Origin of the sequence: Pantoea sp. MBLJ3 (assembly GCF_000816655.1) — a bacterium.
Taxonomy (GTDB): Bacteria; Pseudomonadota; Gammaproteobacteria; order Enterobacterales; family Enterobacteriaceae; genus Pantoea; species Pantoea eucalypti.
On sequence record NZ_JSUT01000005.1, the window covers coordinates 109,169 to 123,923 of the forward strand.

Consider the following 14,755-nt stretch of genomic DNA (forward strand, 5'->3'; position numbering starts at 1 on the left):
GAATAGTCAACCCGTTCAGCGCCTGCGCGGTTTACGCGGTTTATTTGCCAGAGGTTTAAGGCGGGTCACAAAATTTTGTTACTTACAGATTCTTTTCGTCGGGAACGTTACTTTATAACATTATGAAACGCGCACTCTTTGCTCTGTTAATGGTATTAAGTCCGGCTGTGCTGGCACACCCTCACAGCTTCATTGATATGAAAACGGAACTGGTGGTGAAGGATGACACCTTTACCGGGTTGAAGATGACCTGGACCATGGATGAGATTACCTCCGCTGATCTGCTGTATGACGCGGGCGACGCGAAACCTGGCACTGTAGTGTGGAAAAAGCTGGCAGCGGGTGTGATGGCAAACGTGCTGGGCCAGCACTACTTCTCAGAAATCTGGCACAACCAACAGCGGGTAAAGTTTTTGAATCTGCCAACGGAATATAACCTTTCGCGAAACGGCCACAAAGCGGTGCTGGAATTTATTCTGCCGCTGGCGGAACCCCCGAAGCTGACCGGACAGCGCTTTGAGATCCTGACTTTTGATCCCACCTATTTCGTCGATATGTTTTACGACAATCCCGGTGCTTTAACGCTGCCGCCTGCACTGCAGACGCGTTGCCGGTTTACCCTCAATACGCCCAAACCCAACGACTCACTGAAACAGTATGCGCTGTCGCTGGACAAAGCGGATGCCCCGGCTGAAGAGATGGATTTAGGCCGCCAGTTCGCACAAACGGTGGTACTGACATGTCAATAATCTCCACGCCTTCCAGGGCCACCCGACTCTGGCCACTCTGGATGATAGCAGGACTCTTCTCTGGCGGCGCACTGCTGGTCTGGCTTTACTGGTCGCAGATTCTGCTTCAGAGTGTATTGTGGCAGAAAGATTTGCACCGGCAGATGACTCAGCTGTTACAGCAGGTCGCGGAGCAGCCACACCAGGCAGGCATATCGCTGGTGATATTCAGCCTGATCTATGGCGTGCTGCACGCGCTGGGACCGGGCCACGGAAAAGTGGTGATCGCGACCTTTCTGGCGACCCATCCGAGCCGCGTCAGAACCAGTATCAGGCTGACGCTGCTTGCCTCACTGCTGCAGGGATCGGTCGCGATTGTGCTGGTCACGGTGATGCTGGTGCTGCTGAAAACGTCGTCGCGCCAGCTGCATCTCAGCAGTTTCTGGCTTGAAAAGGGCAGTTATCTGCTGGTGATCGGGCTGGGTGTGATGATCGGGTATCGGGCGCTGCGTGCGCTGTGGCTGGCGTTGCGCCCACGACCCGCTCCGGTATTTCGTGCTTTCCAGCCGCAGCATCAGCATGACGAGCATTGCGGATGCGGCCACGCACATCTGCCGACGCCGCAGCAGATGAATGGCAACGTCAGCTGGAAAACTCAGATGCTGGTTGTGGTGTCGATGGGCTTACGTCCCTGTTCTGGCGCGATTATGATGCTGCTGTTCGCCAAAGTGATTGGTGTTTATGGCTGGGGCATTCTCTCTGCTGCGGTAATGGCACTGGGCACGGCTCTGACTATTTCCGCTATTGGTTTGCTGGTGCAACAGGCGCGCTCGGTAGCACAGCGGCTGGCACAGCCTGGTGCTGGTGCTGGCATCATGCGACTTCTGATTCCCATCCTGGCTTTGACCGGTAGCCTGATATTAATCGTAGTGGGTATTGCATTATGGCAGTCTGCCCGGTTAACGTTGGGCGGCGGAATTCGACCTTTCTGACTAAAAGCGCAGCGGGAATAAAATTTCCGCTGTTATCTTTACCTCGCTAATTATCTGAGGCTTCATCACTTTAATTTTTTATCTGAGTAGTTCAGTGGTGAAATCACTATTCCCTGTCTACGCTGTTAATACCAAAACGGCATTCCGCCGTCGGCATGATAAAAGATCAAGACAGCTTTCTGTTTATTGCGAGGAGTATATTTCATGGCTGATACCCGTATTAATAATGGCTACACCGAAACGCTGGCGACCGGACCTGCAGGATTACCGTTAAAGCGTATTTCCTGGAGCGCCGTTTTTGCCGGTGTTATTTGTGCCTTAATCGTTCATATCATTCTGACATTGCTGGGAACAGCCATTGGTGCCACCATCATTGATCCGATGAAAGAACAGAATCCTCTCGACGGCCTGGGTACTGGCGCACTGGTCTGGACAGCCATTGAAATGCTGGTTGCGATGGCGGCAGGGAGTTATGTTGCCGGGCGACTGGCTCAGCGCGAAGGGGCCCTGCACGGTTTATTGATGTTTGGCCTTAGCACAATTTTCACTATTTACCTGGCTATTGCACTGGCGACCAGTGTATTAGGCGGCGCGATGAATATTGTGGGTTCAGGTTTCCAGGCACTCGGTAGTGGTATTTCCGCTGCAGCGCCTTCGGTTACTCAAATGGCAAAACAAAAGCTGCAGGAGAATAATATTAATTTAGATAACCTGCAGAACGAACTGGAAACGACATTACGCCAGACAGGCAAACCGGAATTACAACCCGAGAATTTGAAGCAGGACGCAAATAAAGAAGCGCAGAATGCAGAAAACCAGGCTAGCAACACCGCGAATCATCCGCAGACAGCTGATACTGATCTGACTAACTGGGTAAAAGGTGTGATGGATCGTCATTCAGATACTCTGCAGGCAGCCGACCGTGATGCGCTGAAAAATATTATTAAAGCGCGTACCGGTAAAAGCGATCAGGAAGTGGATCAGATTGTCGCTAAAACTGAGCAGAACTATCAGCAGGCCGTTCAGAAATACCAGGAACTGAAACAGCAGGCTGAACAGAAAGCGCGTGAAGCCGGTGAGAAAGCCGCGGCTGCAACCGCTAAAGCAAGCTGGTATGCACTGATTCTGCTGATCATCGAAGCCGTACTGGCCGGTGTGATGGGTATGGTCGGTCGTCGTACACAGCCTCGTCAGGTGCTGGCACACGAACGTCGTTAATCATCACTGAATAACAGGCAACAAAAAAGGCGGCTGAGAAGCCGCCTTTTTCTGTACTGAAACTTAGCGTTTTAACGCTTCGCTCAGCTCATCACGCATATTCGACAGCATCGATTTCACGACACGTGGGTTACCCGCGACCAGGTTACCTGACAGCAGATAGCCGTGGTTACCGGTGAAGTCAGTGACCAGACCGCCCGCTTCACGCACCAGCAGTTCGCCCGCGGCAAAATCCCATGGCTTCAGGCCAATCTCAAAATAGCCATCGACGCGACCGGCAGCGACATAAGCCAGATCCAGCGCAGCAGAACCGGTGCGACGGAAATCAGCACACTGGGTAAAGAGTTTGGTCATGATGTTCATGTAAGCAGGCGCGTGCTGCTTCATTTTGAACGGGAAGCCGGTTGCCAGAACGGTGCCATCCAGATCGCGTGCCGTGCTGCCACGCAGACGGTAGCCATTCAGCTGCGCGCCCTGACCACGTGAAGAGGTGAACAGTTCATTGCGCATAGGATCGTAAACAACGGCGACTTCAGTGCGGCCTTTGATGCGCACAGCGATCGAAACAGCAAAGTGAGGTAAACGTTTGATGAAGTTAGAGGTGCCATCCAGCGGATCGATAACCCATTGAACATCCTGATCTTCGCCCGCCAGCTCACCGCTTTCTTCAGTGATGATGGTGTGTTTCGGGTAAGATTTACGAATAATTTCGATAATCAGGCGTTCTGCTTCGCGGTCAACATTCGTTACGAAGTCGTTGCTGCCTTTCTGGCTGGCTTCGACGGCGTCCGGGGTTTCATAATATTTGGCAATTAAATTTCCGGCCTTGCGCGCTGCGCGCACGGCAATGTTGAGCATTGGATGCATCGGTATCTCTCGCTGGATGTTAAAGAACGGGGAAAACGGCGCGGAGTATAGCAGTGTGTTCGGTAAATGTCCTGCTTTATGTTAATATTCGCCCTACTGATTTTACTGACCCGTTTCTGAGTATCCCTAATCATGTTGCAAAATATTCGTATCGTGCTGGTTGAGACGTCTCACACCGGTAACATGGGCTCCGTTGCGCGCGCCATGAAAACCATGGGCTTAACTAACCTCTATCTGGTTAATCCGCTGGTCAAACCTGATTCACAGGCTATCTCCCTGGCCGCCGGTGCCAGTGACGTTATCGGCGAAGCTAAAATTGTCGACTCGCTGGATGAGGCGATCGCCGGATGCAGTCTGGTTGTTGGGACCAGCGCCCGTTCCCGCTCGCTGCCCTGGCCGATGCTGGATGCACGTGAATGTGGCGTGAAAAGCGTGGAAGAGGGCCAGCAGGCACCTGTTGCGCTGGTGTTTGGTCGTGAACGTGTTGGCCTGACCAATGAAGAGTTGCAGAAGTGCCATTATCACGTCGCGATTCAGGCTAACCCGGAATACAGTTCGCTGAACCTGGCGATGGCGGTGCAGATTATTGCCTATGAAGTGCGCATGGCGTGGTTGCAGTCGCAGGAGCAGGCCAGCCCGGCACCGAAGTATGAAGAATCCCCTTATCCGCTGGTGGATGACCTTGAACGCTTCTATCAGCATATGGAGCAGATGATGCTGAACAGCGGTTTTATCCGTGAAGCTAATCCGGGTCAGGTGATGAGTAAACTGCGTCGTTTATACACCCGCGCACGCCCGGAACGTGATGAACTCAACATCCTGCGTGGCATGCTTTCATCGTTTGAAAAGCGTAAAAACGAGAAAAAAGAAGCAGATAATAGTTGAGTAAATTACCAGGTTAAATACCTGACTAATTTACCAGGTTAAATAGTTGACCAAATTACTCGGGAATGGCAGACTTCAGCGCATCTGTTGCTAATCCTCCGATAACCGGACGCTATTGAGGTCACACGCTATGAGACTGACATCCAAAGGACGTTATGCCGTTACTGCAATGCTGGACGTTGCCCTTCACTCCCATGAAGGTCCGGTCCCGCTGGCGGATATTTCCGAGCGTCAGGGCATCTCGCTCTCCTATCTGGAGCAGTTATTCTCCCGACTGCGTAAAAATGGTCTGGTCTCGAGCGTGCGTGGTCCGGGTGGCGGTTATCTGTTAGGTAAAGAATCCAGCACCATTTCTGTCGGTGAAGTGATTACCGCCGTGGATGAGTCTGTTGATGCGACCAAATGCCAGGGTAAAGAAGGTTGTCAGGGTGGCGAGCGCTGCCTGACTCACGTGCTGTGGCGCGATCTGAGCGTGCGCATCAGTGAATTCCTGAACAATATTACGCTGGCTGAGCTGGTGAATAATCAGGAGATTCTGGATGTGGCCGATCGTCAGAATGCAATTGATAATCGTCGCTTCCAGAGCCCGCGTTCTCAGGGAATTAACGTTAACCAACGCGCCTCCTGATCCCCGCTGTTGCGGCCCTTACTGCTAACGCGGTCAGGGCCGAATCTGCTATAAAGACGTATGATTTTTTATACGGAGCTGTAGCGCAATGAAATTACCGATTTACCTGGATTATGCCGCCACCACACCGGCCGATCCGCGTGTAGCCAGCAAAATGATGCAGTTTCTGACGCTGGATGGCACGTTCGGTAATCCGGCCTCGCGATCGCACCGTTTTGGCTGGCAGTCTGAAGAAGCGGTTGATGTTGCCCGTAATCAGATCGCCGAACTGGTCAACGCCGATCCCCGCGAAATCGTCTTTACCTCTGGCGCCACCGAATCCGATAACCTCGCGATCAAAGGCGCTGCCCATGCCCACCAGGCACGCGGCAAACATATCATCACCAGCCAGACCGAACATAAAGCGGTGCTCGACAGCTGCCAGCAGCTGGAGCGTGAAGGCTTTGCTGTCACGTATCTGACGCCAGCAACCAATGGCATTATCTCGCCTGACCAGTTACGTGCGGCGCTGCGCGACGACACGATTCTGGTCACTCTGATGCATGTGAACAATGAAACCGGGGTGATTCAGGATATTGCCGCCTTTGGTGAAATTTGCCGTGAGCGTGAGATTCTGTTCCATGTTGATGGCACCCAGAGCGTTGGCAAATTGCCCATCGATCTCAGCCAGTTACCGGTCGATTTGATGTCGTTTTCTGCCCACAAGCTTTATGGCCCGAAAGGCATCGGCGCGCTCTATGTACGGCGTAAACCGCGCGTGCAGATCGCTGCGCAGATCCACGGCGGCGGACATGAACGCGGAATGCGCTCCGGGACCTTGCCGGTGCATCAGATTGTCGGCATGGGTGAAGCCTATCGTATTGCCGCCGAAGAGCGCGAAACTGAAATGGCGCGGATTCAGGCGCTACGCGATCGCCTGTGGCAGGGCATCAGCGCACTGCCGGACGTTACCCTTAATGGCGATCTGCAGCAGAGTGCACCGAATATTCTTAACCTCAGTTTCGCTGATGTTGAGGGTGAATCACTGATCATGGCGCTGAAAGACCTGGCGCTCTCTTCCGGTTCGGCCTGTACCTCCGCCAGCCTGGAGCCTTCCTATGTCCTGCGCGCGCTGGGCCTGAGTGAAGAACTGGCGCACAGTTCGCTTCGCTTCTCGCTGGGACGCTTCACGACCGAAGAAGAGATCGACTACGCCATTGCACTGGTGCAGAAGTCAGTGACCCGTCTGCGGGCCTTAATGAAATCCTGATACCCGGCGATAGTCCGGAAACTGCGCCAATATGGGCACTTCGCTGGCAACGCCCGGCGGAATCTGTTATCAGGTCTCTCTGTGAATTACATTTAACATCTTATTAAAGCCGTTATAACAATCAGGCTGGATGAAACAGATAACGATTACGGAGCTTTTCGATGACCACACAACCGATGAACATTACGCTTAGCAGCCAGCCCGCCGATGCGCGCTGGGGCGAAAAAGCGATTCTCAGCAGCAACGACAGCGGCATGACACTGCACCTGACCGGCGCAGATGCGCTGAATACCATTCAGCGTGCGGCCCATAAAATCGATGGCCAGGGCATCCGCCATGTGGCGCTGACCGGCGAAGGCTGGCACCTTGAGCAGTGCTGGGCATTCTGGCAGGGCTTCCGTGGCCCGAAAGGCCAGCGTCAGGTTGACTGGCCTGAACTGGGCGAACATGAGCAGGCGGAGTTTGATCGCCGTCTGAAAATCATCGACTGGGTGCGCAACGTCATTAACCTGCCCGCAGAAGATCTGGGGCCGGAGCAGCTGGCGCACAATGCCGTCGATCTGATCAGTGAAGTGGGCGGTGACGCCGTCAGCTATCGTATTACCAAAGGCGATGAACTGCGGGTGCAGGGTTATATGGGCCTGCATACTGTGGGACGCGGTTCAAATCGTCCGCCGGTCTATCTGGCGCTCGACTACAACCCGACCGGCGACGAGAATGCGCCGGTTTACGCCTGCCTGGTCGGTAAAGGCATTACCTTTGATACCGGCGGCTACAGCCTGAAGCAGAGCAGCTTTATGGACTCGATGAAGTCTGACATGGGCGGCGCGGCGACGGTGACTGGCGCGCTGGCGATGGCGATTTCTCGCGGTCTTAACAAGCGCGTCAAACTCTACCTCTGCTGCGCCGATAATATGGTCAGCAGCAACGCCTTCAAGCTGGGCGACATTATTCGCTATCGCAACGGCAAATCGGTGGAAGTGATGAACACCGACGCGGAAGGCCGCCTGGTGCTGGCCGACGGTTTGATCGACGCCAGCGAGCAGAACCCGACGATGATCATTGACGCCGCAACGCTGACCGGCGCGGCTAAAACGGCGCTGGGCAACGATTACCATGCGCTGTTCACCTTTGATGAGGTGATGGCGCAGTCGCTGATGGGCAGCGCAGTGAGTGAGAACGAACCTTTCTGGCGTCTGCCGCTGGCCGAATTCCATCGCAGCCATCTGCCGTCTAACTTTGCCGATCTTAATAACATCGCCAGTCCGTCTCATGCGGCCGGTGCCAGCAGCGCGGCAGCGTTCCTGTCACACTTCGTCAGCAACTATCAGCAGGGCTGGCTGCACATCGACTGCTCTGCGACCTATCGCAAAGGCGCCGTTGATCAGTGGGCGGCAGGTGCAACAGGTCTGGGCGTGCGTACCCTCGCCAATCTGTTACTGAAATAAGCCGATCTCAGCGGTGGCTGATGCTGCCGCTGTTCAGAGGGAAACTATGAACCGTCTTGAAGAGGTGCTGAAGCTGGCGGCGACTGAGCCTGCCCATCGGCCCGAGTTTTTCCAGTTGCTGCTGGAATCTGACGTCTTTGTTCCGGGCGAAAGTACCACGCAACAGTTTGATGCCAGCACGCCCGTTGATCTCCAGCACTGGGAAAAAGAGGATGGCAGCAGCATTATTCCTTTTTTCACGTCAGAAGAGGCGATGAGTGAAGCAGTAAGCGGTGAGCAGTCCTGGTTGCGTCTGCCGGTACGGACGTTGTTTGAGATGACGCGTGGCGAGACGCTGTTTCTCAATCCTAAACTGCCTTCCGGTAAAGAGTTCACTGCAGCGGAGATCACGCATCTGCTGGCGGAAGAGGGCAGTGCGCTAAGTCAGCAGACTGTGCTGGAAGGCGGGCAGTCACTGCTGCTCTCTGAGGTGGCTGAACCGCCTGCACAGATGATCGACTCGCTGACTCAGCTCTTCACGAAGCATAAGCAGGTGCGTCGGGCATTTATTGCCAGCATTCGTGAACGGGCAGACGAAGCACCTAATTTACTGATTGGCATTGAAGCGGACAGCAACATTGAAGCGATCATCCAGGCGGCGGGCAGTGTGGCAACGGATACGCTGCCAGACGATGCGCCAGTGGATATCTGTGAAGTGATGCCGAACGATCGCGGCATCAGCCACTTCTTTACCGCGCACATCCCCCCCTTCTATGAACGTCGCTGGGGCAGTTTCCTGCGCGACTTCAAGGGCAGTGAGCGGATTATCTGACGCACTCAATACAAACAGGCGGCTCATGAGCCGCCTGTTTTTTATTTCGCAATAGGCAGGTCGTCCCGGCTGCCCCATTCGCCCCAGGATCCGTCATACAGCGTGGCATCCCGTGCGCCCAGCGCGGTCAGCGCCAGAATCAACACCACCGCCGTTACGCCTGAGCCACAGCTGGCGACCACTGGCTGGGAAATATCGACACCTGCGTCAGCAAAAATTCTGCGCAGTTCCGCTTCCGGCTTGAGTGTTCCCTGCTCAACCAGCATATTCCACGGCACGTTCAGGCTGTTGGGAATATGGCCGCGATGCAGGCCGGGACGCGGTTCGTCCACTTCAGCGTTAAAACGATTGGCAGCACGGGCATCAACAATCTGCGCGCCGCCTTCATGGCTGATCAGCAGCACATCCGTCAGGCGTTTCACCCGGCTTTCATCCGCGTGGGCTTCAAACTCACCTTCCGGCAGATTCACTTCGCCGCTTGCCAGCGCAAAACCGGCCGCTTTCCAGCCCTGCAATCCCCCGGCCAGAATCGACACCTGAGCCACACCAAAGGTCTTCAGCATCCACCAGGCGCGGGGTGCGGAAAAGAGATTGCCTTCGTCATAAACGACCAGATGTTTATCACTGCTGATGCCCAGCTCGCGCATCGCGACGGCAAAGGTCTCGGCACGCGGCAGCATATGTGGATAAGGGCTGGTGTGATCGGAAAGGGCTTCAATATCAAAGTAAGGGGCGTCAGGTAAATGACCCGCCAGATACTCAGCCTGGATATCGCGAACCGCTTCCATTCCGGGTGGCAACAAACGTGCATCCAGTACCTGAAGGCGTTCATCGTTGTAGTGCTCTTGTAACCAGTCGGCGGACACAAACAGTGGCGTCGTCATAACAACCTCATCTCAGCAATCTGTCATACCAGTGTCAGGGAATGTGCGCACCATCTCAAGAGAAGCGTTGATTAAATGCGAGCATTGATATGAAATTACGCGGCGTAATCAAACGACACTCCCTGCGTCCCGGTGAAGGAACTACCATGAAGAAACGCAACACCCGGCTGCTGCTCAGCATGCTGATCGGTGGCTCGCTGCTGTCAGCAACTCTATTACCTGTTTTGCCTCTTCAGGCGGCAGAGGCACCCTCAACGGCTCAGGTCAGCAAACCGCTGACCATTATCGATCTCTCAGAACTGCAGATCGACGGTGCCGCTGCGCTGGTCTTAACCTTCAGTCAGCCGCTGGATGATAAACAGGATATCGCGCAAAAAGTCAGGCTGACTGACGATAAACAGGGCCGGGTGGATGGCGGCTGGGAGCTTTCCGCTAACCGCAAAACGTTGCGCTTCCGTCATCCTGAACCCTCACGTCACTTCACCGTCACGGTGGATGCAGGATTGCGCGCGGCCAGCGGTGAAACGCTTGCCGCCGATTACAGCCAGAAAATCGCCACCAGTGATATCCAGCCGATGGTGGGGTTTGCCAGTCGCGGTTCACTGCTGCCGCTGCGTATCACGCAGGGACTGCCGGTGCTGGCGCTGAATGTGAACCAGGTCGATGTCGATTTCTTCCGCATTAAGAATGCCGGCCTGGCAGAGTTTCTCTCGCAGTGGAATTACGGCAATAACCTCTCCAGCTGGCAGTCACAGGATCTGTTGAAAAGCAGCCAGCTGGTCTACTCCGGTCGCTTCGAGCTTAATCCGGCGCGCAACACCCGTGAAAAATTGCAGTTGCCGATGAGTGACATTACCGCGCTTCAGCAGCCGGGCGTCTATCTGGCGGTGATGAAGCAGGCCGGAACGTATCGCTACAGCCAGCCCGCTACACTTTTCACCCTGAGCGACATTGGCCTCTCACTGCATCGCTTCCCGACTCAATTTGAACTGTTTGCCCAGAGCCTGGCAAACGGCCAGCCACTTTCCGGCGTCAGCGTCAGGTTGCTGGATGCCAAAGGGCAGGTGCTGCAAAGCGGCACCAGTGACAACACCGGCCATCTGCGCCTCAGGGCGGATGAAAAAGGCAGGATCCTGCTGGCCGTGCAGGGTGAACAGACCTCAATGATTGACCTGTCGCGTCCGGCGCTGGATCTCGCGGAGTTTCCGGTTGCCGGACCGCAGGGTTATGACAAACAGCTGTTTGTCTTTGGGCCGCGCGATATCTATCGCCCAGGCGAAATCGTCATCGTCAATGCGCTGCTGCGTGATGCCGACGGACATCCGTTGCCCGTTCAGCCGATAAAAGCAGAACTGGTGCAGCCCGATGGCCAGGTGATGCGAACCTTTGTCTGGCAGCCTGAGGCGGGCCTCTACCAGCAGCGCCTGACACTGCCCGAATCTGCCATGACCGGCAACTGGATACTGCGACTCAATACCGGCGATAACCTCAAGCGTGAATGGACGTTCCACGTCGAGGATTTTCTGCCGGAGCGTATGGCGTTAACCCTGAAAAATGACCCTCAGCCGCAGCCTGCTGATGCCCCCGTTGAGTTTGGTATTGAGGGGCGTTATCTCTTTGGCGCACCGGCGGCGGGTAACACGTTACAGGGACAACTCTATCTGCGACCGGCACGCGAAGCGGTGGCTGCACTGCCGGGCTACCAGTTTGGTGACATTACCGAAGAGGGGCTAAAGCGCACGCTGGATGAGGTCGATCTCAAACTCGACGCCAGCGGTAAAGCGCAGCTTTCGGTAGAGAGTCAGTGGGATCAGCTGCACTCTCCGCTCAACCTGATCCTGCAGGCCAGCCTGCTGGAGACCGGTGGACGTCCGGTCACCCGACGCGCTACCCAGGCCATCTGGCCTGCAGAAGCTCTGCCGGGTATCCGGCCGCTGTTCGGTAACAAGGCCATTTATGACTACCGCAGTGACAGCTATCACGATGAGCCTACCGTGCCGGAAGAGAGCCTGGCCGAATTCGATATTGTCTATGCCAACAGTCAGGGCAAGAAACTGGCGGCAGACAAGCTGGATGTGCGCCTGATCCGTGAGCGCCGTGACTACTACTGGAGCTTCTCGGACAGCGAAGGCTGGCAGTCGCAGTATGGCGACAAGGACCTGCAGGAAGATGAACGCGCCATCTCAATCCCGGCTGACGGCAGCACCAAAGTCAGCTTCCCGGTTGAGTGGGGCCACTACCGGCTGGAAGTGCAGGCGGGCGAGAAGATCGTCAGCAGCGTGCGGTTCCAGGCCGGTTATGACTGGCAGGACAACACCAACGGCACGGGTGCACTGCGTCCGGATCAGGTCAGACTGAAGCTGGACAAAGCGGCTTACCAGCCGGGCGACACCGTGCATCTGCAGGTTGACTCCCCGGCAGCCGGTAAAGGTTACCTGATGGTGGAGTCGAGCAGCGGCACGCTCTGGTGGCAACCGCTGACTGTACCTGAGAGCGGCACAACAGTGGATGTCCCTGTTGCTGAGAGCTGGCGGCGTCACGATCTCTACTTCAGTGCCATCGTGGTGCGTGACGGCGATAAGGTCAGTGGCGCAACGCCAAAACGCGCGGTGGGGCTGTTGCATCTGCCGATGGCGACAGAAGCGCGCCGCTTAAACCTGACGCTGGATGCACCCGATAAAATCCGTCCTGAGCAACGCCTGACGGTAAAAGTTCATGCCAGTCGTGATGGCGGCCCGCTGACTGAAAAAGTGAATGTGCTGCTGTCAGCCGTGGATAGTGGCGTACTGAGCGTGACAGATTTTAAAACGCCCGATCCGTGGCAGGCTTTCTTTGGCCGTAAACGCTACAACGTCGATCAGTACGACGTCTTTGGCCAGCTAATTGAAGGCGGAGGCCGACTGGCGGCGCTGCGTTTTGGTGGTGATGGTGAAGATGAATCGATGACGCGCGGCGGTAAAAAGCCGGTAACGCATGTGAATATCGTGGCGCAACAGTTGCAGGCGGTAACGCTGGATAAAGAGGGCAACGGGACGATTACGCTACCGATCCCGGCGTTTAACGGCGAACTGCGGCTGATGACCCAGGCCTGGAGCGACGATAGCTTCGGCGCGGCAGAGCGCAAACTGGTGGTTGCGGCGCCGCTGATCAGCGAACTGGCCACGCCGCGCTTCCTTGCCAGCGGCGACTCGGCATCACTGGCGCTCGATCTCACGAACCTGACCGATCTGCCGCAAACTCTGAAAGTGGATGTGGCCAGCAGTGGCTTAGTCGATCTGACCGGTGCGGCCAGCCAGAGCGTGACGCTGGCCAAAGGCGCTCGTACCACACTGCAGATTCCGGTCACGGCGAAAACCGGCTTTGGTGATGGCGAGATTGCCGTACAGATTTCCGGTCTGAACCTGCCGGGTGAACAGGTTAAGGCCAGCAAACAGCAGTGGAAAATCGGCGTCCGGCCGCCTTATCCTGCCCTGACGCTGAACTTTGATGCCGTTATCAATCCCGATCAGCCCTGGCAGATCGCGGCAGCGGCGCTGACCGGCCTGGATGCACAGACCCTGAGTGGACAACTCACGCTGAGCAATCGTCCGCCGCTGAATATCGCCAGCTATATCAGTGCGCTCTATGCCTATCCCTACGGCTGTCTGGAACAGACTACCAGCGGGCTCTGGCCTTCGCTTTACACCAGCCATGCTGAGCTAACTGCTATGGGCATTAAAACCAGCAGCGATGAAGCGCGACGGGCCGCCGTCGACACCGGCATTGCTCGTCTGGCGGGCATGCAGCGGGCTAACGGCAGTTTCGGGCTGTGGGATAAACAGAGTGAAGAGGAGTTCTGGCTGACGCCTTATGTAACGGACTTCCTGCTGCGCGCCAGTGAGGCGGGCTATGCGCTGCCAGATAATGTGGTTGATCGCGCTAACGCACGGCTGCTGCGCTACTTGCAGGATCCCGCGCAGATCAGCGGCGGCAGCAGTGACGACAACGCCGCGCTGCAGTTCAGCGTGCAGGCTTACGCCGGATTGGTGCTGGCGCGTCAGCAGCGCGCGCCACTGGGTGCGCTGCGTGCATTGTATGAAAAGCGTGAGAAAGCCCGCTCCGGCCTGGCGCTGATGCAGCTGGGTGTCGCGCTGAAGCTGATGGGTGACGGGCAGCGCGCATCGCTTGCGATCATGCAGGGTGCCACGCTGACCCGCTCGGACAAAGCGTGGTACGGCGACTATGGCAGCACGGTGCGCGATGAGGGGATGATGATTGCCCTGTTAGCAGAGAATAAGCTGCAGCCTGATTTGCAGAATAGTCTGCTGCTGTCGCTCTCCAAAGAGGTCAGGGGAAAACGCTGGTTCTCGACCCAGGAAAATAACGCGCTTTATCTGGCTGCGCATACCTTACAGCAGGCGCAGGGCGGGAGCTGGCAGGCGCAGCTGTCCGGTAACCCAGCTCCGTTACAGGGCGATGCACCGCTGAATAAAGGGCTGGGCGCGGAGCAACTGCTGCAGGGGCTAACCATCAGTAATCCGGGCAGTGCGCCGCTGTATGGTCGTCTGGACGTCACCGGTTATCCGCTGGCTGCGCCTCAGCCGGAGAGTAATGTGCTCGGGATAAAACGTGAATATTTCACCCTGGATGGCAAAGCTGCCGATCTCAGTAATCTGCGCAGCGGTGAATTGCTGGTGGTTCGTCTGACGGTCTCCTCGAAACGCAGCATCAGCGATGCGCTGGTGGTGGATCTGCTGCCTGCTGGTCTGGAGCTGGAAAACCAGAATCTGGCGGATAGCAGCGCCAGCCTCGGTGACAGTGCGGATGCGCTGAAGGAGAGCATGGGTGACATGCAGCAGGCTGATATCAAACACATCGAGTTCCGAGACGATCGATTCGTCGCGACCCTGGCGGTGGATACCTATCGTCCCGCCACGCTGGTCTATCTGGCCCGGGCGGTCACGCCGGGTCGCTATCTGATGCCACCGCCGCAGGTGGAGTCGATGTATGTGCCGGAGTGGCGCGCCACCGGCAGTACACCGCCGCAGCTGCATATCCAGTAAGTG

The 14,755-nt window shown here is 56.1% G+C and carries 11 protein-coding genes; 9 read left to right on the top strand and 2 right to left on the bottom strand.

Annotated elements, in window-relative coordinates; all coding sequences use genetic code 11:
• Positions 1–122 precede the first annotated feature (122 nt).
• The 3 genes from NP77_RS06960 to NP77_RS06970 all read left to right on the top strand — a co-directional run bounded on the left by NP77_RS06960 (position 123) and on the right by NP77_RS06970 (position 2,938).
• Positions 123–749, top strand: coding sequence for a DUF1007 family protein (locus NP77_RS06960; protein ID WP_008926712.1), 627 nt, complete (start codon positions 123–125; stop codon positions 747–749).
• Positions 740–1,720, top strand: coding sequence for a nickel/cobalt transporter (locus NP77_RS06965; protein ID WP_003848657.1), 981 nt, complete (start codon positions 740–742; stop codon positions 1,718–1,720). The genes NP77_RS06960 and NP77_RS06965 overlap by 10 nt, the downstream gene beginning before the upstream one ends.
• A 204-nt stretch (positions 1,721–1,924) precedes the next feature.
• Positions 1,925–2,938 (top strand): TIGR04086 family membrane protein, encoded by a 1,014-nt coding sequence (locus tag NP77_RS06970; protein ID WP_039659527.1) that lies wholly within the window; start codon positions 1,925–1,927, stop codon positions 2,936–2,938.
• Between the two features lie 63 nt (positions 2,939–3,001).
• Here NP77_RS06970 and suhB read toward each other — a convergent pair whose 3' ends face one another.
• Positions 3,002–3,805 carry an inositol-1-monophosphatase gene (gene suhB, locus NP77_RS06975; protein ID WP_008926709.1) on the bottom strand — a complete coding sequence of 268 codons (804 nt, stop codon included), beginning with the start codon at positions 3,803–3,805 and terminating at the stop codon, positions 3,002–3,004.
• Positions 3,806–3,937: 132 nt separating this feature from the next.
• Here suhB and trmJ point away from each other — a divergent pair, with 132 nt between their 5' ends.
• From trmJ to sseB, 5 genes are all read left to right on the top strand, one after another.
• The gene (trmJ, locus tag NP77_RS06980; protein ID WP_003848663.1) at positions 3,938–4,690 is read left to right on the top strand and encodes a tRNA (cytosine(32)/uridine(32)-2'-O)-methyltransferase TrmJ; all 753 of its coding nucleotides are present in this window, start codon (positions 3,938–3,940) and stop codon (positions 4,688–4,690) included.
• A 130-nt stretch (positions 4,691–4,820) separates the two neighbouring features.
• The gene (iscR, locus tag NP77_RS06985) at positions 4,821–5,318 is read left to right on the top strand and encodes a Fe-S cluster assembly transcriptional regulator IscR (RefSeq protein WP_039659528.1); all 498 of its coding nucleotides are present in this window, start codon (positions 4,821–4,823) and stop codon (positions 5,316–5,318) included.
• A gap of 88 nt (positions 5,319–5,406) precedes the next feature.
• The gene (locus NP77_RS06990; RefSeq protein ID WP_039659529.1) at positions 5,407–6,567 is read left to right on the top strand and encodes an IscS subfamily cysteine desulfurase; all 1,161 of its coding nucleotides are present in this window, start codon (positions 5,407–5,409) and stop codon (positions 6,565–6,567) included.
• Positions 6,568–6,728: 161 nt separating this feature from the next.
• A complete protein-coding gene (gene pepB, locus NP77_RS06995; protein WP_003848667.1) occupies positions 6,729–8,015 on the top strand; it encodes an aminopeptidase PepB in 1,287 nt (428 codons plus the stop codon).
• A 46-nt stretch (positions 8,016–8,061) separates the two neighbouring features.
• Entirely contained in the window at positions 8,062–8,826 is a 765-nt protein-coding gene (gene sseB / locus NP77_RS07000; RefSeq protein WP_039659530.1) for an enhanced serine sensitivity protein SseB, read from the top strand.
• Positions 8,827–8,867: 41 nt separating this feature from the next.
• Here the strand turns inward: sseB and sseA are convergent, their stop codons facing one another.
• Positions 8,868–9,710 carry a 3-mercaptopyruvate sulfurtransferase gene (sseA, locus tag NP77_RS07005; RefSeq protein ID WP_003848671.1) on the bottom strand — a complete coding sequence of 281 codons (843 nt, stop codon included), beginning with the start codon at positions 9,708–9,710 and terminating at the stop codon, positions 8,868–8,870.
• A 146-nt stretch (positions 9,711–9,856) separates the two neighbouring features.
• Here sseA and NP77_RS07010 point away from each other — a divergent pair, with 146 nt between their 5' ends.
• Positions 9,857–14,752, top strand: a complete 4,896-nt coding sequence (locus tag NP77_RS07010) for an alpha-2-macroglobulin (RefSeq protein ID WP_039659531.1) — start codon at positions 9,857–9,859, stop codon at positions 14,750–14,752.
• Positions 14,753–14,755: the final 3 nt, after the last annotated feature.